This is a genomic window from Embleya sp. NPDC025285 (assembly GCF_055558835.1).
The window spans coordinates 1-25,448 of record NZ_JBVHLU010000006.1 but is presented as its reverse complement, the minus strand read 5'-3'; the positions used below and the strand labels follow the sequence as shown (position 1 = coordinate 25,448).

Annotated in this window: 22 protein-coding genes; 14 read left to right on the top strand and 8 right to left on the bottom strand. The window is 71.0% G+C overall.

Annotated elements, in window-relative coordinates; all coding sequences use genetic code 11:
- Positions 1–4 precede the first annotated feature (4 nt).
- Positions 5–1,405 (top strand): vWA domain-containing protein, encoded by a 1,401-nt coding sequence (locus ACZ4FV_RS05795; protein ID WP_402239895.1) that lies wholly within the window; start codon positions 5–7, stop codon positions 1,403–1,405.
- A gap of 230 nt (positions 1,406–1,635) precedes the next feature.
- A complete protein-coding gene (locus ACZ4FV_RS05790; RefSeq protein ID WP_395868925.1) occupies positions 1,636–1,833 on the top strand; it encodes a DUF397 domain-containing protein in 198 nt (65 codons plus the stop codon).
- Here the strand turns inward: ACZ4FV_RS05790 and ACZ4FV_RS05785 are convergent.
- On the bottom strand, positions 1,796–2,818 hold the full coding sequence (locus ACZ4FV_RS05785; protein WP_395868923.1) for a helix-turn-helix domain-containing protein: 1,023 nt from the start codon (positions 2,816–2,818) through the stop codon (positions 1,796–1,798). The genes ACZ4FV_RS05790 and ACZ4FV_RS05785 overlap by 38 nt on opposite strands.
- A gap of 251 nt (positions 2,819–3,069) precedes the next feature.
- Here ACZ4FV_RS05785 and ACZ4FV_RS05780 point away from each other — a divergent pair, with 251 nt between their 5' ends.
- Positions 3,070–3,732, top strand: coding sequence for a class I SAM-dependent methyltransferase (locus ACZ4FV_RS05780; protein WP_465321950.1), 663 nt, complete (start codon positions 3,070–3,072; stop codon positions 3,730–3,732).
- 107 nt (positions 3,733–3,839) lie between these two features.
- Positions 3,840–4,589: an enoyl-CoA hydratase-related protein gene (locus ACZ4FV_RS05775; protein ID WP_465321949.1), complete on the top strand. Its 750-nt coding sequence runs from the start codon at positions 3,840–3,842 to the stop codon at positions 4,587–4,589.
- Between the two features lie 4 nt (positions 4,590–4,593).
- On the opposite strand, the gene ACZ4FV_RS05770 is transcribed toward ACZ4FV_RS05775, so the two are convergent.
- On the bottom strand, positions 4,594–5,061 hold the full coding sequence (locus tag ACZ4FV_RS05770) for a YbaK/EbsC family protein (protein WP_402239889.1): 468 nt from the start codon (positions 5,059–5,061) through the stop codon (positions 4,594–4,596).
- A gap of 41 nt (positions 5,062–5,102) precedes the next feature.
- Here ACZ4FV_RS05770 and ACZ4FV_RS05765 point away from each other — a divergent pair, with 41 nt between their 5' ends.
- The 4 genes from ACZ4FV_RS05765 (at position 5,103) to ACZ4FV_RS05750 (ending at position 10,316) form a co-directional block, all read left to right on the top strand.
- The gene (locus ACZ4FV_RS05765; RefSeq protein ID WP_402239887.1) at positions 5,103–5,654 is read left to right on the top strand and encodes an NADPH-dependent FMN reductase; all 552 of its coding nucleotides are present in this window, start codon (positions 5,103–5,105) and stop codon (positions 5,652–5,654) included.
- Positions 5,655–5,793: 139 nt separating this feature from the next.
- A complete protein-coding gene (locus ACZ4FV_RS05760; RefSeq protein WP_465321947.1) occupies positions 5,794–7,938 on the top strand; it encodes an endonuclease/exonuclease/phosphatase family protein in 2,145 nt (714 codons plus the stop codon).
- Positions 7,939–8,072: 134 nt separating this feature from the next.
- Positions 8,073–9,578 (top strand): MFS transporter, encoded by a 1,506-nt coding sequence (locus tag ACZ4FV_RS05755; RefSeq protein ID WP_395868911.1) that lies wholly within the window; start codon positions 8,073–8,075, stop codon positions 9,576–9,578.
- A gap of 9 nt (positions 9,579–9,587) precedes the next feature.
- A complete protein-coding gene (locus ACZ4FV_RS05750; protein WP_395868909.1) occupies positions 9,588–10,316 on the top strand; it encodes an SMI1/KNR4 family protein in 729 nt (242 codons plus the stop codon).
- A gap of 87 nt (positions 10,317–10,403) precedes the next feature.
- Here the strand turns inward: ACZ4FV_RS05750 and ACZ4FV_RS05745 are convergent, their stop codons facing one another.
- On the bottom strand, positions 10,404–12,269 hold the full coding sequence (locus ACZ4FV_RS05745; protein WP_465321946.1) for an LVIVD repeat-containing protein: 1,866 nt from the start codon (positions 12,267–12,269) through the stop codon (positions 10,404–10,406).
- 499 nt (positions 12,270–12,768) lie between these two features.
- Between ACZ4FV_RS05745 and ACZ4FV_RS05740 the strand changes: the two genes are divergently transcribed.
- From ACZ4FV_RS05740 to ACZ4FV_RS05730, 3 genes are all read left to right on the top strand, one after another.
- Positions 12,769–13,716 carry a LysR substrate-binding domain-containing protein gene (locus tag ACZ4FV_RS05740; protein WP_395868905.1) on the top strand — a complete coding sequence of 316 codons (948 nt, stop codon included), beginning with the start codon at positions 12,769–12,771 and terminating at the stop codon, positions 13,714–13,716.
- Positions 13,717–14,052: 336 nt separating this feature from the next.
- Positions 14,053–15,105, top strand: a complete 1,053-nt coding sequence (locus ACZ4FV_RS05735; RefSeq protein WP_395868903.1) for a fatty acid desaturase family protein — start codon at positions 14,053–14,055, stop codon at positions 15,103–15,105.
- 138 nt (positions 15,106–15,243) lie between these two features.
- Positions 15,244–16,740 (top strand): MFS transporter, encoded by a 1,497-nt coding sequence (locus tag ACZ4FV_RS05730; RefSeq protein ID WP_395868901.1) that lies wholly within the window; start codon positions 15,244–15,246, stop codon positions 16,738–16,740.
- Here the strand turns inward: ACZ4FV_RS05730 and ACZ4FV_RS05725 are convergent.
- A complete protein-coding gene (locus ACZ4FV_RS05725; protein ID WP_395868899.1) occupies positions 16,712–18,268 on the bottom strand; it encodes an ABC transporter substrate-binding protein in 1,557 nt (518 codons plus the stop codon). The genes ACZ4FV_RS05730 and ACZ4FV_RS05725 overlap by 29 nt on opposite strands.
- 300 nt (positions 18,269–18,568) lie before the next feature.
- On the opposite strand from ACZ4FV_RS05725, the gene ACZ4FV_RS05720 reads away from it, so the two are divergent.
- The gene (locus ACZ4FV_RS05720) at positions 18,569–19,702 is read left to right on the top strand and encodes a baeRF3 domain-containing protein (RefSeq protein ID WP_395868897.1); all 1,134 of its coding nucleotides are present in this window, start codon (positions 18,569–18,571) and stop codon (positions 19,700–19,702) included.
- 114 nt (positions 19,703–19,816) lie between these two features.
- On the opposite strand, the gene ACZ4FV_RS05715 is transcribed toward ACZ4FV_RS05720, so the two are convergent.
- Entirely contained in the window at positions 19,817–20,458 is a 642-nt protein-coding gene (locus tag ACZ4FV_RS05715; RefSeq protein WP_402239872.1) for a hypothetical protein, read from the bottom strand.
- Positions 20,459–20,575: 117 nt separating this feature from the next.
- Between ACZ4FV_RS05715 and ACZ4FV_RS05710 the strand changes: the two genes are divergently transcribed.
- On the top strand, positions 20,576–20,761 hold the full coding sequence (locus ACZ4FV_RS05710) for a DUF5703 family protein (RefSeq protein ID WP_395868893.1): 186 nt from the start codon (positions 20,576–20,578) through the stop codon (positions 20,759–20,761).
- Positions 20,762–20,845: 84 nt separating this feature from the next.
- Here ACZ4FV_RS05710 and ACZ4FV_RS05705 read toward each other — a convergent pair whose 3' ends face one another.
- The 3 genes from ACZ4FV_RS05705 to ACZ4FV_RS05695 all read right to left on the bottom strand — a co-directional run bounded on the left by ACZ4FV_RS05705 (position 20,846) and on the right by ACZ4FV_RS05695 (position 23,697).
- Positions 20,846–21,475, bottom strand: a complete 630-nt coding sequence (locus tag ACZ4FV_RS05705; protein WP_395868892.1) for a chaplin — start codon at positions 21,473–21,475, stop codon at positions 20,846–20,848.
- Positions 21,476–21,927: 452 nt separating this feature from the next.
- Positions 21,928–22,167 (bottom strand): chaplin, encoded by a 240-nt coding sequence (locus ACZ4FV_RS05700; RefSeq protein ID WP_395868891.1) that lies wholly within the window; start codon positions 22,165–22,167, stop codon positions 21,928–21,930.
- A gap of 201 nt (positions 22,168–22,368) precedes the next feature.
- Complete coding sequence (locus ACZ4FV_RS05695) at positions 22,369–23,697, bottom strand: M20/M25/M40 family metallo-hydrolase (protein WP_465321944.1); 1,329 nt, start codon at positions 23,695–23,697, stop codon at positions 22,369–22,371.
- A 351-nt stretch (positions 23,698–24,048) separates the two neighbouring features.
- On the opposite strand from ACZ4FV_RS05695, the gene ACZ4FV_RS05690 reads away from it, so the two are divergent.
- Complete coding sequence (locus ACZ4FV_RS05690) at positions 24,049–24,930, top strand: TIGR04222 domain-containing membrane protein (RefSeq protein ID WP_395868887.1); 882 nt, start codon at positions 24,049–24,051, stop codon at positions 24,928–24,930.
- Positions 24,931–25,448: the final 518 nt, after the last annotated feature.

Genomic DNA, 25,448 nt, shown 5'->3' with positions numbered 1-25,448 from the left:
GCCGATGTCCCTCCTGGACCGTCACACCGGATTCGTCCGGGCACTGCGGCACGGCGGATTGCCGGTGTCACTGGCCGAAGGGCTGGACGCCGCCCGCGCGTTGACCGTGCTCGACCTCGGAGACCGGGAGACACTGCGGGCCGCCTACGCCGCGTCGCTGGTCAAGCGGCACACCCACCGGGACGTCTTCGACACGCTGTTCGAACTGTGGTTCCCGGTGGGCACGGCGGCGACGACCGAGGTCGATCCGATGGACGCGGCGCCCGAGGAACCGGCCGGCGCGGCGCGGGGCGGGGCAGATCCGGACGTCGCCGACGCCGAGGTCTTCCGCGACCGGCTGCGCGAACTCCTGCTCGGCGAGGACGACATCGCGCTGCGCCGGTTGGCGCGCGAGGCGGTCGGGCGGTTCGGCGCCTTCGACGGGTCCTCGGGGCCCTCGTGGTCCGCGAACATGGTCGGTCGCGCCCTGGACCCGCGAACGCTGATGGCGGGCCTGCTGCGCGCGGTGCTGGGTGGCGAACTCCCGGGCGGGGTGGCCGAACGCAACGCGCGACGGATGATCCAGACCCGGATGGACCGGCTGAACGGGCACGTCCTCGCCGACGTACGCCGTCGACTCGCCGAGGAACGCGGTGTCGACCGGGTCGCCGAGACCGCGGTCAAGCCGGCGGTGGAGAACCTCGACATCCTGCGCGCGAGCCGGACCGACCTGATCGCGCTGCGCCGGGAGATCCAACCGCTCGCGCAGCGCCTGGCCACCCGGCTGACGATCCGTCAACGGGCGGGCCGGCACGGCCGTCTCGACTTCCGCCGCACGGTGCGCGCGTCGTTGTCCACCGGCGGCGTGCCGCTGACCACCCACCACCGGCCGCGCCGGCCGCACAAGCCCGAACTGGTGGTGTTGTGCGACGCGAGTGAGTCGGTCGCCTCGTTCGCCCATTTCACCCTGATGCTCGCCTACGCGCTGCGTGAACAGTTCGCCCGGGTAAGGGCGTTCGCGTTCATCGACACGGTGGACGAGGTGACCCGGTTCTTCGAGCGACCGGGCGGGGACGTCACGGAGGCGATGCGCCGACTGACCGCCGAGGCGAATCTGGTGCGGCTGAGCGGACACAGCGACTACGGACACGCGTTCCGAGTCTTCGTGGAGCGCTACGGCGACGTGATCGGGCCGAAGACCTCGCTGCTGATCCTGGGCGACGCGCGGAACAACTATCAGGACCCGGCCCTGGCCGCCATCGAGGCCATGGTGGCGCCGGCCCGGCACGCGTGGTGGCTCAACCCGGAACCGGAGCGCGACTGGGACACCGGCGACTCGATCGCGAGCGTGTACGGTCGGCGGATTTCCATGATCGAGTGTCGCAATCTGACCCAACTGGGTTCGTTCATCGGCGAGTTGGCCTGATCGCGAGCAGTCGACCGCAGCCCGGGGATGGCCGCAAAAGGTCGGCCGGAGGGCTCGATCGAACGTGTTCGTACATTCGGGGGAGTGCCTTGACGTGCCGACTTGACTACCTCTCGGCAAGCCGCGAGGGTACGTGCCGTGATCACGGCACACGTCGATGCCCCTGCTCCGCGAGGCGGGCGGGAGAGATGCCTCGACGGTCGCCGCCGGCTTTTGAGGATGGGTGACAAATGCGAGCTCAGGCCGACGCTCCCGCATGGCGCAAGAGTTCGAAGAGCGGCGGAGGCAACTGTCTCGAGGTCGCGGTCCTCGACGGTGTACTCGTGCGCGACTCGAAGCAGTCGGCAATCGGTCCTCGGCTGCGATTCGCCGGAGCCCAGTGGCGGCTGTTCACGACGCTGACGGGTGCGGCCCGGGTATCCCGGTAGAACCCGCGGAGAGATGGTCGAGCGCTCGTCGAATCAACTCCTCCGCCTGATCGAGATGGGCGATCTGTTCGAGTCGCCAGAAATCCTCCAGGTAATTCAACGGCGCCTCGACCTCCGAATTCTCCCGAATGGTCAGATGCTTTTCCTCGGGACCCTCGACGGAGAGCACCAGACCGTCCTCGGGATCGCGGAACTCGAAGATCGTGTAGCCGAGATTCACGATCGAATTCAGTCCGGCGCTCAGCGGCGCGATCCGTACGAAGACCCGAGGGTATTCCCGGACCGTCAGCAGATGGCGCAACTGCTCGCACATCGCGGAAACCCCGCCGACCGGGCGATACAGCACACCTTCGTCGATCACGAAGTTCAACAGCGGCTCGTCCTCGCCGTTCTGCAGGATCCGCTGCCGGTCCAGGCGCAGCCGAACCTGCTCGTCGACGTGCCGGCCCGGGCTGAGGTGTTCCAGGATCGCCCGCGCGTACCCCTCGGTCTGCAACAGGCCGGGGATGCGCAGCGGTTCGAAGTTGCGGATCAGCGTGGCCGAGGACTCATAGCCCAGGAAGGTGAGCAGGGCCGGGGAGACGATCGTGCGATACGCACTCCACGGGGTGCGTCGCCGTGCGCCTCTGGCCAGGGCCAGGAGTTCGTCCACCCGGGTGCGGTCGGTGATGCCGTACTGCTGGATCAGCGCCCGCAGATCGGTGACGGTCACCCCCACGCCGCCGGATTCGATGCGGATCACTTTCGAAAGCGACCATTCCAGACGGGTCGCCACATCGCGTTGGGTCAATCCGGCCGCTTCGCGAAGTCGCCGCAGCTTGTCGCGTAAGCGCCGACGCAAAATCATCGGATCCTGGCTCGTCGGCATCCATGCCCTCCCCGTGGTGGTCGAAAAGATCACCCATCGGCTTTCCGGTCGGCCATCTCGCGTCTGGCGAGGTGGCAGAAAGCCAACGCACGACCGACATATCGAGCTGTACTGCATGGGGATACCCCACGGCAAGAGGCCCGGCACCCGAGGTCCCGCCACGCGTCGTGCCGGGCGGGAAATTCGGCCGGCCGCGCGAACTCGCGAGCCTGGGGCCGAGGTGGCGGGTGGGTGTGCGGATGCGAGTGGGGCGCGAAGCGGGTGGGCGCGAGCGGCCTTCGAGGCGGTCGTACATCCACCCGGTCGGTGCGAACGTGGCCGGTTTGTCGTCGCCCGATCGCCGGGTTCGATCTGTCAGGCTCGATCCCATGGACGCGAATCGGCTCGCCGTGGACTTCTGGGACAACGCCTACGCGGACGGGATGTACGCCGACGCCGGACCCGATCCGTTCGTGGACCGCATCCTAGCGGTGGCCGCGCCGGGCACCTCGGGCGTCGAGATCGGCTGCGGCAACGGACGCAACCTGATCCCGTTGACCGAGGCGGGCCTGGGCCTGGTCGGCGTCGACCCCTCCCGCCTGGCACTGGAGCAACTGGCCGCCCGCGCCCCGGAGTCGACCCTGGTGCACGGCACCCAGGAGGATCTGCCGCCGGGTCGACGCTACGACCTGGTGATCGGCATCCAGGTGCACCAGCACGGCACCCGCGACGCCGCCCGCGAACTGCTGCGCGGCTCGCTGGCCCGGGTCGCCCCCGGCGGCCTGCTCGCGCTGCGGACCGCCTCCGCCGAGACCGAGGCGGTCGAGGCACACGAGGTGCTGGACGTCACGAAGGACGGCGGCAGAACCTTCCGCTACCTGGAGGGCTTCAAGGCCGGCCTCGTCGTGCACTACTACGGCCGACTCGAACTGGAGTCCCTGCTCCGCGACTTCGAACCGGTACTGCCGCTGCGCGCGGAACACACCGAACGCCGCGACCCGCCGGCGGGCATCTGGACCCACTGGGAGACGATCGTGCGCAGGCCGGCGTGACCGGGCCCGATCGGTCCCGCGCGGGCGCGGTCGCTCTTGTGATGGTTGTCGACCTGGGCTAGAGATCATCCGGAGGCGAGAGTCGATCGATCGTGAAGGAGCCTGCCATGACGGTGACCACCGAGCGGCGCGGACGGGTGCTGGTCGTCTCGATCCGGCGGGAGGCCAAGCGCAACGCCATCGATCAGCGGGTGGCCGACGGGATCGACGCGGCGCTCAACCTCCTCGAAGACGATCCGGAGCTGTGGATCGGGGTATTGACCGGCACCCCGACGGTCTTCTCGGCCGGCACCGATCTGGCCGCCGGGCTGAGCCCCAAGGGTGAACGCGGCGGCGAGTACGGGGTGATCCGCAGGCGGCGGAGCAAGCCGTTGATCGCCGCAGTGGAGGGGTTCGCGCTGGGCGGCGGCTTCGAGATCGTGCTCGCGTGCGACCTGGTGGTGGCATCGAGCACGGCGCGGTTCGGACTGCCCGAGGTCAAGCGCGGACTGATGGCGATCTGCGGCGGCACGTTCCGGGCCCCCCGGGCGCTGCCGCTGAATCTGGCCAAGGAAATGCTCCTGGTCGGCGACCCGTTGCCCGCCGAACGGCTGTACCAGGCGGGCGTGGTCAACCGGGTGACCGAGCCGGGCGAGGCGCTGGCGGGCGCCCTCGAGTCGGCCGAGCGGATCTGCGCGAACGGCCCGGTCGCGGTGCGCGCGAGCCTGAAGGCGGTCGAGGACGTGGTCGCGGCCGACGACGAGCTGGGGTGGAGCAGCACCGCGGAGGGGTTCGCGAGCATCACCGCGTCCGAGGACATGAAGGAAGGCGTCGCCGCGTTCCTGGGCAAGCGGGCACCCGAGTGGACCGGCCGCTGAATCGCTACGCCTCCACGTCCGCGGCCGTACCACCCGTCATCCGCAACAATTCGGCGTACGTGGTCGGGTACATGTGGTTGTGGTCGCCGGCCCCGGCCCAGACCACCTCGTGCTTGTCCAGCCAGGTGTCGACCAGGGTGCGGATCCGGAACGGGTGGCCGACCGGGGCCACGCCGCCGACCTCCTGGCCGGTGGCCGAGAGCACGAACTCCGGGTCGGCCCGGCGCATTTTGCGGATGCCGAGCAGGCGGGAGACGACCCGGGTGTCCACCCGGTGCGCCCCACTGGTGACCACCAGCAGCGGTTGGCCGTCGGCGGAGAACACCAGGCTGTTCGCGATCGCGCCCACGTCGCAGCCCAGTACCTCGGCGGCGGCCGCCGCGGTCGGCACCGTCTCGGCGAATTCCCGAATCTCTCCCGTGCCGCCGAGCGCGCGCAGCGCCTCGGCGACCTTCTCGACCGGCGTATGCATGAGGTGAGACTAGTACCCGTGCGGTGCTACCTTGACCGGCCATGACAGCCAATCGTCGGGTGCTCTTGATCAGTGGGTCGTTGCGGGCGCAGTCCACCAATTCCGCGCTGGTGCGGACCGCGCGGGCGGTCGCGCCGGAGGGGGTCGAGACCATCGTCTTCGACCAGTTGCACGCGCTGCCGCACTTCAACCCGGACGAGGACCGCGAACCGTTGCCGCCCGCCGTGGTCGAGTTGCGGACCGCGATCGACGCCGCCGACGCGGTGCTGTTCTCCACCCCCGAATACGCCGGTGCGCTGCCCGGCTCGTTCAAGAACCTGCTGGATTGGACCGTCGGCGGCGTGGAGACCAGCGACAAGCCGGTCGCCTGGATCAACGCGTCCACCAACCCGAACGGCGCGGCCAAGGCACACGAGTCGCTGCGCGTCGTGCTCGGCTACACCGGAGCCGACGTCGTCGAATCGGCCTGCGTACGCGTCGGCGTGGCCCGCGACGCGGTGGGCCCGGACGGCCTGATCGCCGACCCCGAGGTACGCGCGGGCATCTCCGCGGCCTTGACCACACTCACCCACGCGGTTCCCCCACGCGCCTGACCGCCCCGGCCCGTGGAGCGGTCGATGGCCCGGGCGCTGCTTGCCCGGGTGAGGACCGGCTGATCCATCGCCGGAAGTGGCCTCCCGAACGGTGTTTCGCCGCTCTATGCTGACCCCGCCATCGAGACGGGGGTTACGCGTGCCTGTGATCGTGATCGCTCTGGGGATCGTCTTTCTGGTCGACATCCTGCGGGTGTGGTTGCCCTCGCTGATCACCGTGTACGGCGACGCCGGGGCCACTCCCGCCGAACAACTGGGCCTGTTCGCGATCGCGTGGTTCGCGGTCGCCTTCGCGGTGGTGCCGCTGTGCCGTCGGGTCGGCGGACGACCGGTCGCGGTCCTGGCCGGCGTGGCCATGGTGATGCTGCGGCTGTGGCTGCAGTTCACCGACGGCGGCGACGCGCAGCTCTACCTCGCGTGCCTGGCGCTGGTCGCCGCGCTGTGCTGGCTGATCGCGGTCGCGCACACCGGCTGGGACGCGAGCGTGGGCGTGCCGGCCGGCCTGGCGGCGGCGGTCGCGCTGCACGCCGGGCTCGGCACCCTCGACCCGATGTGGCTGGAGGTCTGGCGCGGCTGGGCCGTACTGGGCACGCTCGCCGTGGTGTTCGTCGCCGCGCAGGTGTGGATCCAGGCCCCGGCCGTACCCGCGCCCGGGCCGGTGTTGTGGGCCGTGTTCGGTCCCGCGCTGTTCCTCACCGGCGTGTTGTTCGGCAACGTCGGTGTCGCACATGCCGCCGCCGGTGAACCACGATGGGGCGTACCGGTGTTGGTGGCCGCATGGGCGCTCGCGGTGCCGGTGTCCCGGCTGCGCGGGGTGTGGGTGCTGCCAGTGGGTCTGGCGCTGCTGATCGCCGGCGTGGTCGGCGCGGGCTACCTGGAGACGAGCGCGCACGACGGCGTCGTCGGCCTGGCCCCCACCGGCGCGGCCGGTTGGCAGGCGCTGGGCGTGCTCGGCCTGGGTCTGGTCCTGGGCGACGCCGCCGCGCGGACGCGGCCCGCGGTGCGCTGGGCGCCGGCCTGGAGCATGGTCGGCTTCTTCGCGCTGACCTTCCTGCACTATGCCCGCTACGACATCGAGATCGGCGTACTGGCTCGCGGGCGGGTGCTGCTCCTGGGGGTGCTCGCGCTCGCGGTGCCCGCCGGCCTCGCGGCGGTACGGGACCGGCGCACACCCACCGCGCCCGAGCCCGAGCCGGAGGCCGCGCCCGTGCCCGCCCGGGCGCCGGTGCGTGGTCGGGGCCGGACCGTGGCGCACGGCGGCGGGCACGGCGGCGGGCACGGCGGCGCCCGGTCCGACGTCCCGCTCGGCGGCCGAACCCGCGCCGGCCGGCCCGCGCAGCGACCCGGCCACCGGCCCGGCGCAAAGCCCGCCACCGGTCGTGCGGGCAGCCGACCGGGAGCACCCGCCGTCGGCGGTCCCGCCGGACGCAAGGCGGATCGGGGTCGGGAACTCCCGCCGCCGCCGTCCCTGGCCGAGCGCGTGCACGCGCCACTCGCGCTGGCGACCGTCTTCCCCGTACTGATCGCCCTCGCCGCGTTCGGGCTGCGCCCGGGTGCCGGGTCGGCGCCGGAGCCGGACGTGGCGGCGGGGACGATGCGGGTGGTCACGTACAACATCCGCATGGGGTACGGCGTCGACGGGCGGTTCGACCCGGATCGCACGGCGGACACGATCCGGGCGTTGAAGCCGGATGTGCTGGTGCTCAACGAGGTGGACCGGGCCTGGTTCCTCAACGGCGGCCACGACGTGCTGACCCTGCTCGCGCGCCGGCTCGACCTGCCCTACCGGTTCGCGCCGGCGGCCGACCCGCAGTGGGGCGACGCGGTGCTGACCCGCAAGCCGATCCGGCACCTGGAGTCGATCAAGTTGCCCGCCGGTGGTGCGCCGACCGGTGCGCAGGCGTTGGGCGTGGTGATCGAGGCGGCGCCCGGGAAGCTCGTCGGCGTCGTGTCCACTCATCTCCAGGACGCCGACGACAAGGTCCCGCAGGAGCAGGCGGAGCGGGCCGCGGCGTTCGCCGTGCGGTTGGGGGCGTCGGCGCCGGTGGTGGTGCTCGGCGACATGAACGCGACGATCGACAGCCCCCAGATGCGGGCGTTCACCGGGCGCGGACTCGTGGACGGCCTGGGCCGGGTGCGGCCGTTGCGGACCTATCCGGCGGATGAGCCGAAGCAGGAGATCGACCAGGTCCTGGTGGACCCGCGGTTGCGGGTCGCGGCCGTCGACGCGCCGCCGTCGACGGCGTCCGATCACCTTCCGGTCGCGGTGACGCTCGTGTATTGACCCGGATCGGGCGCGGGCGGGAGGGCCCGCGTACGGTCGACCGCCGGGCGGCGGCAGGCGAGCGGACCGCCCGGGATCGACGGGTCACCCGGGCGGCGGCCTTGCGGGTGGGGAATGTGGGCACCGTCCTTCGGATGGCCACCATCGCGGTGGCTGCGGAGGAGGGGTGTGGGACGGTGACCGAGCGCGACGAGCCCGATCCGCATCGGTGGCAGGCGCTCGCGGTCTGTCTGATCGCGGGGTTCATCACCCTGCTGGACGTGTCGATCGTCAACGTCGCGCTGCCGTCCATCCGCGAGGGCCTCGGCGCGAGCGAGAGCGAGATCCAGTGGGTGCTGTCCGGCTACGCGCTGACCTTCGGACTCGCCCTGGTACCGGCCGGGCGGATCGGCGACGCGCGCGGTCGCCGGATGATGTTCATGACCGGCCTGGCGCTGTTCACCGGCGCCAGCGCGCTGTGCGGCGCGGCGCAGACCTCGCAGTGGCTGGTCCTGGCCCGACTGCTCCAGGGCATCGCCGGCGGCATTCTCACACCGCAGGTGTCCGCGCTGATCCAGCAGATGTTCTCCGGCCGCGAACGCGGCCGCGCGTTCGGCATGTTCGGCACGGTGATCGGCATCTCCACGGCCGTCGGCCCGCTGCTCGGCGGCCTGATCATCAAGGCGTTCGGCGCCGAAGAGGGCTGGCGATGGGTGTTCTACGTCAACCTCCCGATCGGCATCGTCGCGTTCGTGTTGGCCTGGCGCCTGCTGCCGGGGCCCGACCACGCGCATCGGGCCTGTCTGCGCGAACTCGACCCGATCGGCGTGCTCCTGCTCGGCTCCGGCGTGGTGTCGCTGCTGCTTCCGCTGGTCGAGGAACGCCAGTGGAAGGGGCCCGCGAAGTGGCTGCTGGTGCCGGTCGCGGCGGCGTTCTTCGGTCTCTTCGTGCTGTGGGAGATCCGCCAGGGCCGACACGGTCGCAAGCCGGTGGTCGACCTGGCGCTGTTCAAGGTGCGTTCGTACACGCTGGGCCTGCTGGTGATGTTGTTCTACTTCGCCGGATTCACCTCGATCTTCTTCGTCTTCACCCTCTACTTCCAGTCCGGACTGGGCTACAGCGCACTGCTCGCGGGCGTGGCGATCACCCCGTTCGCGCTCGCCTCGGCGGTGGGCGCCTCGATCGGCGGACGCCTGGTGAACCGCTTCGGACACGCGCTGGTGACCGGCGGCCTGGTGCTGGTCGCGGTCGGCCTGGGCGGCGCGATCCTGGCGGTGTACGAGGTGCCCGGGGAGGGGGCCGGCTGGGCGCTGGTGGCGCCGCTGGTGTGTGCGGGGCTGGGCAGCGGAATGGTGATCTCGCCCAACCAGACGCTGACCCTGGCCGAGGTGCCCCCAGCGCAGGGCGGGTCGGCGGGCGGGGTGTTGCAGACCGGCCAGCGGATCGGCTCGGCGATGGGGATCGCGGCGGTGGGGGCGGTCTTCTTCTCCCGACTGGCGGCCGTGCACGGGCAGGACTGGGCCGGGCCGCTGCGTCACGGGCTGGTGGTCTCGGTCGGGTTCGTGCTCGCCGCGTTCGTGGTCGCGTTCCTGGATCTGCGCAAGGAACGCGCGCCGGCGCCGGCCGAGGCGGGCCGGGGCGGCTCGCGGGTGACCCGGTAGCGTCCGGGCATGACCTTCGACATCCACGCGGCACTGCCCTCCGCGCTCGCGGATCGGGCCGGAGCCTGGGAGTTCATCCGCGCGTTCGCCGCCGACCGGTCCCGGGCGATCGGCGCCTCGGACGGCTACGACCCGACGGAACTGGACGCGAGCGCCGCGCGACTGGGCGTCCCGTTGCCGACCGCGCTCCGGGAGCTGTACGAACTGGTGGGGCGGCGCGCGGACCTGACGAGCAATCACGATGTGCTGCTGCCGCCGGACAAGCTCTACATCGAGGACGGCGTGCTGGTGTTCCGCGAGGAGAACCAGGGCGTCGCGTGGTGGGGCATACGGCCGGACGGCGACGATCCCGCGGTGATCGCGAGCTACAGCCTGGCCGAGCCCGACGTGGAACGGTGGTCGGCCTGGCTGCCCCGGTTCTCGCTCGCGGCGATCGAGACGGTGCTGTCCGAAGTGCTGCTGTTCGACGACGAACTCGTCGAGGCGATCGAGTTCGCCCCCGAGGAAGTGGAGCAACTCCCGGAGGGACTCACCGAGTTGGCTTTTCCCGGATATCCCGAGTGCGAGGACCCCGGGAACCGGGTGCGCTGGTTCGCCGGCCCCGACCTGCTGGCCCGCTACGACGGCGGGATGATCCTGGTCCGCGCCCGCACGGAGGAGGACCTGGAGCGGTTCTTCGACGCGGTCTGCGGCGAAGAGGAGGACGAGGACGGGGAAGAGGACGGTAGGGACGGCTGACCCGCCGTCACCACGCGCCGAGGCCCGGAGCACCCCCGACGGGGCACCCCGGGCCTGGGCGATCGCAACGACCCGATCGCGACGAGATCAGGACTGACTGTTGCGGAACGGCTCCTTGGGCTTGCCCAGGTTCGGCTTGCCCAGCACGTCCTTGGACGACAGCGCGTAGATGCCGTGATTGGTCAGCACCCACACCACGTTGCGGTCCCACTCGACGTAGACGCCGTGCGTCTGGTTGCCCATCGCCCACTCCGGGAAGGTGCCGTCCTCGGTGGGCCAGTCCTTGGTCTTGGTGCCGAACGCCTTCGGCACGAAGTACGCCTCGATCTCCGGCCGGGCCGGGTTCCCGACGTCGAAGACCTGGGCGCCCGCGTTGTAGAAGCCGTACACGAGCGTGCCGTCGTCGTGCCGGCCCGGGTTGGTGTAGTAGCCGGTGCGCTTGGGGCCGAAGCTGCCCCGACGCTGGCAGTAGTCGGTGATCCCGGCCGACCTCGGCGGCGTGGGTCGGGGTAGTTGGCCGACGATTCGGGGGTTGGCCACGTCCCGCGCGTCGATCTGGTAGATCGGCTTGTACGGCTCGTAGCAGTCCTCGGTCAGCGGGTACCCGGAGAGGTAGATCATCCCGGTCTTCTCGTACTGCGACACGTCGATGTTGTCGCCCTCGGTGCCCGCCACCGACGGCGGCAGGTCCACGTGGCCCACCTGACGCATCCGCGCCGGGTCCGAGATGTCGAGGATGGTCATGCCCAGACCGCCCTGCACCGCGAAGCCGTACCGGCCGCCCTGCTCGACCGGCTTGGGCACGAACAGCGACATCCGTGCGCCGAGCCAACTGGTTCGGTTGCCGCAGCGCGGGTTCTTCGCGTACGCGTCGTCCTCGCCGGTGACCTGGCCGGGCAGGTGCCAGGTGTCCAGGAGCTTCGGCCTGGTCGGGTCGGACATGTCGTAGGACTGGTAGCCCGCCGAGTGCAGGTTGGTCGGGTACTCGGTGTTGGCGAAGGTGTCGTTCGGCGCGACGGCGATGAACATGTACTTGCCGCCGTCCCAGTACGGCACGTCCAGTGAGCCGGAGCCCTGCTGGGCCCTGGTCGGGTCGCTGTTCAGCGGGTCCGGTTGGGTCGAGTCGGTGCTGACGGTCGAGATCAGCCGCCAATCGGCCTTCCGGGGCCCGTCCAGGCGATAGACCTTGAAGCCCTTGAGCCCGGGCTTGGTGCGCAACTTCTCGACACCGGCGGGGTTGCCGTACTTGTCGTGACCCGGCTCGTCGGTCAACTCGCTGATCTGCCGCTTGTCCTCGAAGGACTGCACCATCACGTAGGCGTTCAGCCGTTTGTTCCACTGGATCGTGGACGCGCCCCAATAATCGCCCGCCGCCCATGTGCCGTTGGCCTTGAGTTCGTCGCCGCCGACGTCCTCGCGGGTCATCCGCTCCACCACCGTGACGTGCTTGACGTCGGTGATGTCGTAGACGCGGCCTTCGGAGCGGTCGTACTGGAACATGTACCGGCGCCCGCCGAAGTCGACGATGTTCTGCCACGTGTGGAAGAAGTCCGGGGTGAAGTCGTAGCCCTCGTAGGCGGCTTCGACGTTCATGTTCTTCACGTACTGCCTGGCGTCGTACTCGGCGCGGCGGCCCGGGAACGGGTGCGGGTTCTCCTCGTCGAGCGGGGTCGCCGCGGGCGCCAGGAACGTGCCGTCGAGCTGCATGCCGTAGGCGTTCGGGTCGGCCGGTTGCGGACGCCGCTCCTGGCACACGAACGGGATGTTGGGATCCTGCTTGCCGGCCGCGGCGTTCGCGGTGTGCGGCGAGGGACCGGCGGCGTCGTCGCCGTCGGGGCCGCCTGGGTAGCCGGCGGTGGTGACCGCCACCAGGGCGGCCACCGCGAGGGCGCCGGATCTGCGATATCTGGCGGATCTACCGGATCTGTTGCCGGGGGCGGGCTTGCGGCGCATCTGACGAACCTTCCGACACGGGACAATGACGGGGAAGTGCGCTTGCGGTGGGACGGGGTGCCACGCGGGGACGGCGCCGAGGTCGCCGGCGGGTTCGGCCCGCTTTCCAGCAGGCGGCAGCCTCCGAACGCGCCGTGATGGCCGGCCGCACCGCTCCCCGTTACCTCTTCGCAGGCGAATGCCACATCCTGCGAAGCAACCCGACCCGGTGGCCCCGGAAGCTCCGGTGCCACCGCGCGTTGGTCGAGGACCGCGGTGCCGACGGACCGGCACGCTCCGCGGCGCGGAACGCGTCGGCGTCGTGGCCGAACAACAACGGCGCGTCGTTACCCGACCCGATCGCCCGTATCCGGGCGAACGGCTCGTCAAGAAGCTGTCGCCACGTGCATGATGGCTGCGTTGGCGCATGTCCATCCAATGCCGATCCGGCGCCACAACATCACCAAACAGGTATGCGTCCCCGTCGGGTTCGCACCATCGGACCGGTACGGGAGCCTGCGTGGACCTGCTCGACGGACGCCTCAAGTTCCGCCATCTGACCCTGATCACGGCGATCGCCGAGCACGGGGGAGTCAGCCGGGCCGCCGAGGCACTGCACCTGACCCAGCCCGCCGCGACCCGCACCCTGCGCGAGTTGGAGACGATGGTCGGCGTCCCGTTGTTCGAGCGGGGCCCGCACGGGATGAGCCCCACGCTGTACGGCGACGCGCTGGTGGCCCACGCGCGGGTGATCCTGGCCGAGGTGCGCCGGGCGGGCGACCACATCGCGAGCCTGCGCGAGGGGCAGACCGGTACGGTCACCGTCGGCACGCTGCTCGCGGGCACCAGCGTGCTGCTGCCGCGCGCGGTCTCCGCGCTCAAGCGGGACCGGCCCGGGATCACCGTGATCGTCCGCGAGGCCACCTACGACGTGCTGTACCCGCAACTGCTCGCGGGCGAGATCGACGTGGTGATCGGTCGGCTCGGCCGGGCCGCGGACGCCGGTCGGGTACGGCAGAGCGCGCTGTATCGCGAGCCGATCCGGCTGGTGGTGCGGCAGGGCCACCCGCTCCTGGACAGCGCGCGCGCTCTCGCCGACACGATCGCGCATCCGTGGATCCTGCCGCTCGAACAGACCGCGTTGCGCAGTGAGTTGGCCCAGTTGTTCGTGCGCAGCGGACTGCCGCTGCCGGCCGACCGGGTGGAGTGCACCTCGATCCTGACCATCCGGGCGCTGCTGCTGGCCACCGACATGATCGCCGCGCTGCCCGAGCTCGTGGTCACCGGCGACGAGCGGCTCGCGGTGTTGCCGGTGCCGCTGGAATCGGTGCGCCGCACGGTGGGCACGACGCTGATCGCGGACCGCACGCCGACGCCGGCGGTGGGTGCGTTCCTGGCCTGTATCGGCGAACAGGCCGTCGCGTTGCGGGCCGCGCTCGGCGACGAGGCGGCGCTCGACCCGGACTGAGCACGCCCGACCCCCGGCCGCGGGGCCACGAACCGCGGCGCTTCGGTACGGTTCGGTCGATTCCCGGATATTCCCCGTCGCAACGGGTAGCCGGCACCCCGATCCGGGTGCGACAGTTCCTGCAACGCGTCAAGGGTTTCCCGAGCCCCGTGCCGGCCACCTACCGGATCGCGCCGCGCGTGTCCATGGTGCTCGACCCCCTCGCGGGGTATGCAGCCTCCCCCCACGATCGGGGGGCTTGTCGGATCGTCCCTCGGGCGGTTGATCAATAGCGTCGAGATGGCGCCAAGCCACCGCGCTCACCCGACCACCCCTCACCCAGAACCGGGACGCCCCATGACCTTGACCGCACCAATCCTGGATAAGCCGGATATATCGCAAGAGCGTCGGGGCAGTGACTTCGCACCGCTGCTCGCCGAACTGAAGACGGCGGGGCTGCTGGAGCGGCGCACCGCCTGGTACGCCCGGATGATCGGCCTGAACCTGCTCCTGCTGCTCGGCTCCTGGGCCGCGGTGCTCTGGGTCGGCGACTCCTGGTGGCAGCTCGCCCTGGCGATCCCGGTCGCGCTGTTCACCACCCGGGCGTCCTTCGTCGGCCACGACGCCGGTCACCAGCAGATCGCCCGCAAGGCGCGCACCCACCGCGTGCTCTCGCTGCTGCACGGCAACCTGCTGATGGGGATGAGCTGCGGCTGGTGGAACGCCAAGCACAACAAGCACCACGCCAACCCGAACCACCTGGAGAAGGACCCGGACGTCTCGGTCGGCGTGCTGGTCTGGGACGCCGACCAGACCGCCGGCCGCACCGGCCTGATGGGCTGGCTGACCCGGCACCAGGCCCGGCTGTTCTTCCCGCTGCTGCTGCTCGAAGGGCTCAACCTCAAGGTCAACGGCCTGATGGCGCTCAAGGAGCGCACCCCGCGCGAGCGCCTGGTCGAGGGCTCGGTCTTGGCCGTGCACTACGCCCTGTACTTCTCCGTACTGCTGATCGCGATGTCGCCGGTGAAGGCGCTGGTCTTCGTGTTCGTCACGCACGCGCTGCTCGGTCTGCATCTGGGCATGGCGTTCGCGCCCAACCACAAGGGCATGCCGACGCCCGAGCCGGGCGTGAAGTGGGACCACCTGCGGCGCCAGGTGCTGACCTCGCGCAACGTCACGGGTGGACCGGTCACCGACTGGATGCTCGGCGGCCTGAACTACCAGATCGAGCACCACCTGGTGCCGAACATGCCGCGCGTCAACCTGCGCCGGGCGCAGCCGATCGTGCGCGCGCACTGCGACCGGCTCGGGGTGCCGTACCTGGAGACGAGCCTGGTGCGGTCCTATCGGCAGGCGCTGGGTCACATGCACGGCGTGGGCGCGTCGCTGCGCGCCGAGCACGCCGGGTAGGCCGGCCGCGGCGGGATGCCGCGGGCGAAGGCCCGCGGCAAGGTGCGCGGAAACGGTGCGCGGAAACGATTGATGTGTTGTACATCTATCCCTAGGGTGGGGCCGACCATCCCCTTCCCCACCCAGGAGCGCCGTCCCGTGGCCGGTCCCGCCCCCACTCCGCAGGACCCACGGCAACGCTTCCTGGTACCGGTCCTGGGCGCGTGCGGCATCGTCGCCGCGCTCATGCAGACCGTGGTGGTACCGCTGCTCCCGGATCTGCCCGCGCTGACCGGCAGCTCGGCGTCGACGGTCAGCTGGACGCTGACCGCGACCCTGCTCAGCGGCGCGGTGTGCACGCCGCTGCTGGGCCGGGCCGGCGACATGTTCGGCAAGAAGCGCATGCTCGTCGTGGCGATGAGCGTGCTCTCGATCGGCTCACTCATGTGCGCGCTCACCTCCGACATCGGCGTCCTGATCGTCGGCCGCACCCTTCAGGGCATGGCCACCGCGGTCGTGCCGCTGGGGATCAGCATCCTGCGCGACGAGCTGCCGCCGGCCAAGGTGGGCGGCGGCGTGGCGATGATGAGCTCGACGCTGGGCATCGGCGCGGCCATCGGGCTCCCGCCGGCCGGTCTGGTCGTCGATCACGCCGACTGGCACGCGCTGTTCTGGGGAGCCACCGCGCTGGCCCTGCTGGTCCTGGTGTCCATCGTGCTGGTCGTGCGCGAGTCGCCGGTGCGCAACCCCGGCCGATTCGACGTGATCGGCTCGCTCGGCCTGGCCGCGTTCCTGGTCTGCCTGCTGCTCGCGGTGTCCAAGGGCACCGCGTGGGGCTGGACGAGCACCCGCACGCTGGGCCTGCTCGGCGCGGCCGTGCTGATCCTGCTCGCGTGGGGCGCGCACCAGTGGCGGGTGAGCACCCCGCTGGTGGACCTGCGGGTGACCGCGCGGCCGGCCGTGCTGCTGCCCAACATCGCCGCGCTGTTCATCGGCTTCTCGTTCTACGCCAACAGCCTGTCCACCGCCCAACTCGTGCAGACGCCCAAGGACAGCGGCTACGGGCTGGGCGTGTCGGTCGCGGTCGGCGGCCTGTGCCTGCTGCCCGGCGGGGTGATGATGGTCGCGCTCTCGCCGATCTCCACCCGGCTCACCGCCACCCGAGGGCCCAGGTTCTGCCTCGGCGTCGGCGCCATCCTGCTCGGCCTGGGCTACGTGGTGCGGATCTTCACCAGCCACGAGTTGTGGACCATCATCCTCGGCGCGACCGTGGTCGCCTCCGGCACCGCGATGTGCTATTCAGCGCTGCCGATGCTGGTCATCCGGGCCATCCCCGCCGCGCAGACGGCCGCCGCCAACGGCATCAACGCGCTGATGCGCACCATCGGCCAGGCCGTGTGCAGTGCGGTGGTGGCGGCCGTGCTCACGTCGTACACGATCGACGTCGGCGGCCTCGTGCTGCCCGCCCTGCACGCTTACATGGTCGTCTTCGTGATCGCCGGCGTGGTGGCCTGCTGCGCGCTCGTCGCGTGCCTGTGCATCCCCGAGCCCACCGGCCAGACGGCCGCGGCCATTCCGCCGCAGCCGTCGAGCTCCGCTCAGGAGAGCAAGCCTTGGTCGGCCGCCCCTAGCCCAGACCCAACCGGTCGAACATGATCAGCCCGTCCTCGAACACGGTCAGGTCGAGCACCTTCGCGTCCTTCGCCTGGATCGCCGCGGTGAACGCCTGCTCGTAGGCGAACATCGGTACGTCCTTGGCCAGTTCCTGTTGCACCAGCGCGTACGCGGCGCGCCGGCCCGGCGCGTCGGTGCCCGCCCGGGCCCGATCCAGCGCCTGGTCCACCGCCGGGTTCTTCCACTGCATGTGGTTGTCCTGGCCCTTGGAGTGCAGGAAGTTGTACAACACCGGCTCCGGGTCGTCGAAGGACAACACGAACTCACCCGCGTCGAACTGCCGCTGGATCTGCACCTTCTGCAGGTATTGGGTGCCCTCCAGGAACTCGGTCTTCATGGAGATGTTCTTCATCTCGGCGAGTTGCGCCAGCCAGTACTCGGCGGTCACGTGCGAGCCGGGACTGTTGTACGTGCTGTAGGTGAAGGACAGCGGCTTGCCCTCGGCCGCGAGCGCGTCCAGGAGCCGCTGTGCCTCGGCCCGGTTGTTCGCCGGCATCGGCGCGTCCGGCGCGGCGAAGTCCGAACCCGGGCGCAGGAACGTGCTCAGCGGCTTCCCGGCGTTGTCGGTGACCACCTTCGCGCGCTGGGTCGGATCCATGATCAGCGCGAACGCGCGGCGTGCGCGGGGATCGTCGAACGGCGGCCGACTGGTGTTGAACAGCGTCATGAACCCGCCGCTCTTGGCCTCGGTCAGCACCGGCAGGCCCGCCTTGCGGGCGTCCCCCATCAGCTTGGCCTGGGCCGTGGTCAGCACCTGGGCCTGGTTGGCGCTCAACATGGCCAGCCGCTGCGTCTGGTCGACCACCGGCTTGAGGGTCAACTCCTTCAGCGGCGGCCGTCCGCCCACCTGCCAGTACTTGGGGTTGCGCTCCAGGACCATCTGCTGGTCGCGCACCCAGCTCTTGAGGCGGTACGGCCCGGCGCCCACCGGCTTGGCGCCGAAGCCCTTCGGGTCGGCCTTGATCGCGGTGGGCGAGCCGATGAACGCGAGGTTGTGCGCGATCACCTTGTCGAAGTGCGCGTTCGGCGCCGGCAGCGTGACCTTGAGGGTCCGGCTGTCGGCGACGGATATGCCGAGCCCGGCGACCACGCGCGCCTGCATCGACTTGTTCGCCGGATCGGCGTGCCGCTCCCAGTTGAACCGGACCGCCTCGGCGTCCAGCGCGGTGCCGTCGGAGAACTTCAGATCCGGCCGCAGACGCAGCGTCCAGACCCGGCCGTCCTCGGCCGCGGTCGCGCTCTCGGCGAGCTGGGGTTGGGCCCGCCCGGTCTTGGGATCGATCCACAGCAGTACGTCGAACACGGCCGCGGCCTGGGTCCCACCGGTGATCTGGGACAGGCTCGCCACGGTCGGGTCCAGGCTGCGCGCCTCCTGGGTGACCAGGACGGTCATCGCGGCACGCGACGAGCCGCCGGTGCCCGATGATTGCGAGCCGCAGGCGGCGGTGGTCAGGGTCAGCCCGGTCAACGCGGCGAACAGGGCCGCCTGCCGGGGGAGCACGGATCGCACGGTGGTCGCTCCTCGCACGGGCCCATCCCGGGTCGGGCGGACCCTGGGTCTCCATGGGTGCTGCGTCTCGACGAGCAATGGGGATCAACCTAGGGTCACTCCTGACTCACCGTCAACAACCGTTCCATGCAGAGTGATCGCCCCGGGGCGGTGGGTGATCGACGCGGAGCCTGCGGGCCGGTCGGGTGATTCATGCGATTTCCGTGGTAAATCGGGCATAGGACGCTGTGTTTGTCGGCCCTCGACGGACACGGCGTCCAAGCCCGAGACCCCCGAACGCAACGCACGCCAGGAGACCGCATGACGACCGCCGCACTGTCGCCGGAACTGCTCGCCGAGCTGCGCCGCCCGCGCGCGTACCCCGCGGTGTCCTTGACGCTGCCCACGCACCGGCACCGCCCGGAGAACCAGCAGGACCACATTCGGCTGCGGAACGTACTGGCCGAGGCGGAGAAGCGGCTCTCGGCGGATCCGGAGGTCGGTCGGGAGGCGCGGATCAAGACCGTGGACCGCCTCAAGGCCGCGGCGGCCGAACTGGATCCCGAGCACTTCCTGGACGGCCTGGTGCTGTACGCGTCGGCCGAGGAGCACTACGCGTTCACCGTGGAGGCGCCGGTGAGCGAGCGGGTGATCCTGGCGACCACCTACCTCACCCGCAATCTGGTGTCCGCGGCCGAGCGGCTCACCCCGTACTGGGCGCTGGTGCTCAGCGAGCACGAGGTAAGGCTGTGGCACGGCCGGGGCGACGGGGTGCACGAGATCCGCGACGGCGGCTTCCCGGTCACCTCGGGCGGCCCCGAGCGGGACGGACCGCCCACCCGCGAAGGCGGCGGCATGGGGGTGAGCGAGGACTTCCGGCGGCTGTTGAACGAGGCCGACGAGCAGTTGGCGCGCGCGCTGGCCGGGCGCCCGGGCAAGGTCGTCGTGGTCGGGCTGCGGCCGCAGGTCAAGGCGTTCCGTGAGGGCACCCGTAACGGCGCGCACCTGGCCGGGACCGAGTTGGAGGTCGGCGGCGTCGTGGAGGCCACTCCCGCGCAATTCGCCGAGATCCTCGCGCCGGCACGGGCCGCGCTGGCGGCCGAGGCGACCGCGGCGGCGCTGCGCGGGTTGGACGACGCCCGCAGCGCCAAGCGGTACGCCGGCGGCATCCAGGAGACGTGGGCGCCGGCCCGGGCCGGTCGCGGCGCCCTCCTCGTGGTCGAGGAGGGGCTGCGGGTGACCGGGCGCCTGGTCACCGTCGACAGCACCGGGGAGATCGCGCTCCAGGTGCTGACCGGACCGCACGCCGAGGACGCGGTACTGGCCGGCCGGGCCGAGGACGACATCGTGGACACCGTGGTCGAGGCGGTGTTGGAGGCGGACGGCGAAGTGGTCTTCGTACCCGACGACACCCTGAAGGAGGCCGGCGGCATCGCGCTGGCGCTGCGCTACTGAGCCGCGCCGGCGGGCGGACGACCGGCGGGCCCGGAACGTGACGAGTGCGGCGGCACCCCGAGGGGGCGCCGCCGCACTCGTGTGACACGTGTCATGGTGAGGGTGGGGCGGCGATCAGTGCAGATCGCGTTCCAGCGCCTCGAGATCGTCCTCGTACGCGGTGCTGGTCTCGAATCGGTAGATGATGCTGCGCGGATCCGCGTCGTCGAACGGCGCGTCCAGCCACTCGCCCGGTTCGGTCGGCTCGATCGCCGACACCCACAGGGTGGAATCGCCGGGTTCGAGGCCGAGTTCATCGGCGCGCTGGGCGATCTCGTCCGGGTCGTAGACGTCGAACAACACCGCGACCGCGCTCGACGCGCTGTCCGTGCCGGTGTCGCGCGGGGACGTCGGCGGTTCGGCGTCGCCGGCCTCGGCGTCGGCCCGGCGGGCGTGGTCGACGAGCGTGATCAGGTCCTTGATCGCATAGTCCCGGCGGATCAGAACGGTGACCGCCTCCGGGTTGGTCGGACCCTCGTACTCGGCTTCCTCGCTGCTGCCGGGCACCTCGAACGGGGTGACCTCGTCATAGGCGTCGTACAACAGCTCGTCGTACGCCTCGGCGGCGGCGGCGAGCGCGTCGTACGCGGCGAACACGGCCGGGTCGCTCTCGCCCTGGCGGGCTTCGACGGCGGCCAAATGGTCGTCGATCGCCGATTTGAGAACGTCCGCGGCGGCACGGACCTGCTCTGGCGTGGGCTCTGCGACACCGGTCATGGGCTGACGTTATCCGCAAGAGCCCCACGCGCGCACAATGGTTCACTGATGGCGGAGTCGGAGAGTCACCAAAAGGCCGGTCACCGCGCCTCGGCGCGGCCGCCGGGGAATGGAAACATGGCGGACTACGAGTTTCGGCAACTGGACATTCCGCGCGGCACGTCCCGCACCGACGCGTGCCGGATCCTGACCGAGCATGCGGAGTACGGGTATTGGGAGCTGGATCGGTTGCTCCTGCGCGGCGACGGGAGTCGCCGGGTGGTGCTGCGGCGCCGCATCATCCGGCAGGTGCGCACCATGTGACGGATCGTCACAAAAAAGAGGACTGCCCGCCCCTGTCCTCCCAGGGGCGAGCGGTCCTCGGGTCGTGCGTCGCGTCCGTCGTGCTCAGTCCTGCACGGGGCGCGAACGGCGGTAGAGCACGAAGCCGCCGAGCAGCAGCGCGGCGCCGATCGGGGCCACCACCAGTGCGTCCGAACCGGTCTGCGCGAGCGAGCCGCCGTTGTTCGTGGACCCGCCGGTGCCGCCGCCGCTGGTGCCGGTGGTGTCGCCACCGGTCGTACCGCCCGTGACCCCACCCGTCGTGCCACCGCTGGTGCCACTGGTGGTCGGCGGCTTCGTCGTCGGCGGCTTGGTGGTCGGCGGCTTGGTGGTCGGGGGCTTCGTGGTGGGCGGCTTCGTCGTCGGCGGCTTCGTGCACGGGGGGCACGAGGTCGGCGGCTTGGTGGTCGGGGGCTTCGTCGTCGGCGGGTGCGTGGCGGGCGGGTTGTGCGACCCGTTGACGCAGTTGTTGCCGAACGCCGGGTTCAGCGCGCCGACCACGTTCACCGTGTTCCCGCACACATTCACCGGGACGTGGATCGGGACCTGGATGTTGTTGCCCGACGCCACGCCGGGTGAGCCGGCCGCCGCACCCTGGGCTCCACTGCTGGCGCCGGCCACGCCGACCGCCGCGGACGCGAGTGCGCCCGTGGTGGCGACGACGACCAACAACCCCTTCTTGGCGAGCTGGTGCATGTAAGTACCCCTGTGTCTCTCTCGCGAGGGGCGGGGGATGTTGACCCCGCACGGACGTCAACGAGAGCCGACGCAGGAGGTCACCGGGGCTGGGTCGATTCGCTCGTACGGCTGAGTTTCGGGATCCTCCGGAACCGGATTCCGATCGTTTTTGATCGCTCCGATTCCCAGGCGGGCGCTTGGTCGACCGATGGCGACCGCGCTTCGGGATACGGGAACATCGGTGCGAAAGCACCGTCGCGGGCCCGCCGGCGGTCGCCGCGCGGCCTCGTGGGGAGCGCCGGGGTCGGCCCGGGTGATCCCGATGAGGACCTGCGCGGTCCCGGCGCGGACCGCCCCGTCCGGCCCGCTGCCCGCGGGCGGTCGTACCCGCACGGACCACACAGCGGGACGGCCCCGAGACCGCGTGGGTCTCGGGGCCGTCCGCACGCCAACGAGCGTGTGGGCCTGGATCAGGCGTTGATGCAGGTGTTGCCGAACGCGGGGTTGAGCACACCGATGATGTCGACGGTGTTGCCGCACAGGTTGATCGGGATGTGGATCGGAACCTGGAGGTTGTTGCCCGAGAGCACACCGGGGGAGCCGACGGCCGCACCCTCCGCCTCGGAGTTCGCCATGGCGCCACTGGCGCCGGCGAGCACAAGACCACCGCCGGCCGCGACGATGAACGCGACCTTGCCCATCTTCTTCATAATTCTTCCGTCCTCCTTGTCGACACCACGACGCGCTTGCGCGCCGCACAAGGGGAAACGACGGGATCGGGCAGAGGCTACGCGCGAGCCGAGGTATTCACTCGATCGGGCCCGAACCCGGTGAACGCCCGGGCTCCGGGACCAACCGGCGTGCGGCCGGGGTGCCGGGAGCCATCCCGGGCCCGACCGCACGCCGTTCGCTCACACGTTGTCGAGGAAGTGATCCAGCACCCGCACGCCGAACTTGAGCCCGTCCACCGGGACCCGCTCGTCGACACCGTGGAACATGCCCGCGAAGTCGAGGTCGGCCGGCAGCTTCAGCGGCGCGAACCCGAAGCAGCGGATACCCAGATCGGCGAAGGACTTGGCGTCGGTGCCGCCGGACAGGCAGTACGGCACCGCGCGCGCGGCCGGGTCGTGCGCGCGCAGCGCGGCCGACATCGCCTCGACGAGCGCGCCGTCGAATCCGGTCTCCAGGGCCTGGTCGGTGTGCACCGTCTCGCGGCGCACCCGCGGGCCCAGCACCGCGTCCAACTCGGCGTGGAACTCGTCCTCGAAGCCCGGCAGGAACCGGCCGTCCAGGTGCGCGGTGGCCTGCCCGGGGATCACGTTGACCTTGTATCCCGCGTTCAGCATGGTCGGCTGCGCGGTGTTGCGGATGGTCGCGCCGATGATGCTCGCGATCGGGCCCAGCCGCTCGATGGTGGACTCGATGTCGTCCGGGTCGAGTTCGATGCCCAGCGCGTCCGAGATCTCGTCCAGGAACGCGCGCACGGTCTTGGTGACCCGGATCGGGAACTTGTGGCGACCCACTCGGGCGACGGCCTCGGCCAGTTCGGTGATCGCGTTGTCCTTGGCGATCATCGAACCGTGGCCGGCGGTGCCGTCCACGATCAGCCGCATCCAGTCCATGCCCTTCTGGGCGGTCTCGACCAGGTACAGGCGCAGATCGTCGTTGACCGTGAAGGAGAAGCCGCCGACCTCGCCGATACCCTCGGTGACCCCCTCGAACAGGTCGGCGTGGTTGTTCACCAGGTGCCGTGCGCCGAACACGCCGCCGGCCTCCTCGTCGGCCACGAACGCGAGCACGATGTCGCGCGAGGGCAGCCGGCCGGTGCGGACCCGGTCGCGCAGCACCGCGAGCACCATCGCGTCCATGTCCTTCATGTCGACCGCGCCGCGGCCCCACACGCAGCCGTCCTCGACCTCGCCCGCGAACGGGTCGTAGGTCCAGTCCGCGGCGTTGGCGGGCACCACGTCGAGGTGACCGTGGATCAGCAGCCCCGGCCGGGAGCGGTCGGTGCCCTCGATCCGCACGATGGTGCTGGCCCGCCCGCGCTCGGATTCGTAGATCTTCGGTTCGAGGCCGACCTCGGCGAGCTTCTCGGCGACGTACTCCGCGGCGGCGCGTTCTCCCGGACCCGAGCCGTCACCGTAGTTGCTCGTGTCGATCCGAATCAGATCGCGGCACAGGTCGACGACCTCGTTCTCCGCGGTGGTGGTGGGCTGGGGACGGACAGCCTCCGTCATGACGGGCTCCTCGGGAAAGGCGGAACGGCACGTGTGTACGGGTGTACCACCATCCTGCACCCGTACGCGGGGTCGGCATGGACCCGGGCGGTGTTCTGACGACCAGTCAGTTGAATGGGACGGCCGAGCGGGTCGCGCACGGGGCGGCGACAGCGTGGCGACAGGGCGGCGAAGGAGCCGCGACGGGCCGTCGACGAGGCGGCGAAGCAGCCGCGGCAGGGGCGGCGGCGAGGACCTCCGCGGAACGTAGGGAGATGCCTCTGACCGGGTGGATCGAGCCGCTGCTACCTTCCGGATCAGGATGAACAAGCAGACCAAAACGGCGAGTCGGACCATCGGGAGGGACGTCACATGAACGGCACCGCGTGGGGCCTGACCGGTCCCGAATTCCTCAAGCTCTACGGCGGGATCCTGGCCGGCCTGTTCGTCCTGGCGATCGTGCTGCGGATTGTGATGGCGTGGGCGGTCCGCGGCCAGGCGAGCCGGGCACCGCTGGGCGCGTACGACGCCGCCTACCTCGCGGGCGGGCCGATGCGGGTCGCCGACACCGCGCTGGCGTCGCTGATCACCGAGGGATACGTACACGTACAGCGCGCCGGCAGGGTCACCGTCGCCACCGGATCACGGCCGGCGGAGCCGGTCGCGGCGGCCGTGATGGACTGCCTGCGCACCACCCGGGGCACCCGATTCGCGCTGCTGCGGGCCTGGTCGCGCAGCAGCATGATGGCGCAGATCGAGGGCAGCCTGGTCGAGCGCGGGCTCGCGCACTCCCCGTTGGCCCGTCGGATCGGCAAGATGCCGGCGCGGCTGATGCTCGTGCTCGCGCTGGTCGGCATCGCCCGCTTCGTCAACGGCCTGGCGCACAGCAGGCCGGTCGTATTCCTGGTCCCGCTGTTGGTGCTCACCTTCGTCCTCGCGGGCCTGACGAGTGCTCCCTTGCGAGCCACCGGGGCGGGCCGCAGGGCACTGCGCGAGTTGACCACGCAGCTGCGGGCGGACCGGCGCTCCGGTGCCCTGGTCGGCTCCGGCGCGTTGGTGGGCCTGTTCGCGGTCGCCTGCCTGGGCATGGCCGCGCACCCGGACCCGGAGGCCCGGACCGCGCTGGTGGCCTACGGCGGCAGCAGCGGCGGCGGCGGAGGTGGTGGTGGCGACGGCGGCGGCAGTGGCTGTGGTGGCGGCAGCAGTTGCGGTGGCGGCGGGGGTTGTGGCGGCGGCGGGGGCTGCGGAGGCTGACCTCCCGACGGGGAGCGGGAGCGGGGGTGTGGCGAGCGGATCGGCCTTCGGGCCGATCCGCTTTCGCGTTGTGCCGTCGCCGTGTTGTCCCGCCACACACGCAGGACAGGCACATACGCGGTTCCCACCGACGATCGGGAAGAGCCGCGCCCGAAAAGGAGTTCTACGTTTCGCCGTTCCTTCCCGGTGCGGGCAACCACCCACCGTGCTGCCCGAGTCGGGCGGAATCAGGCGCCGACGGTCACGTTGCACCATCCGGGTGCGCGGCCGTTTGTGGCTCGGGTGCGAGGGGAGCGGCGCCCATACACGGTGCGACCCCTGCTCGGTCCGATCCCGCGTCACCCGGTGGCGCCGCACCTCGGCGCGGCTCGGAACCGCCGGTTGCCCGGGCCGTGGCCGCGCGGCGCGCCCGTGGTGCGGCACAGGACTGGAGGGAGTCTGCGTTGAGTGTGATCGAGGTTGCCCCGACTCGGATCGACCCGGTGCGTTGGCCCGATGTGGCCGAGGTGCCGAGGCGG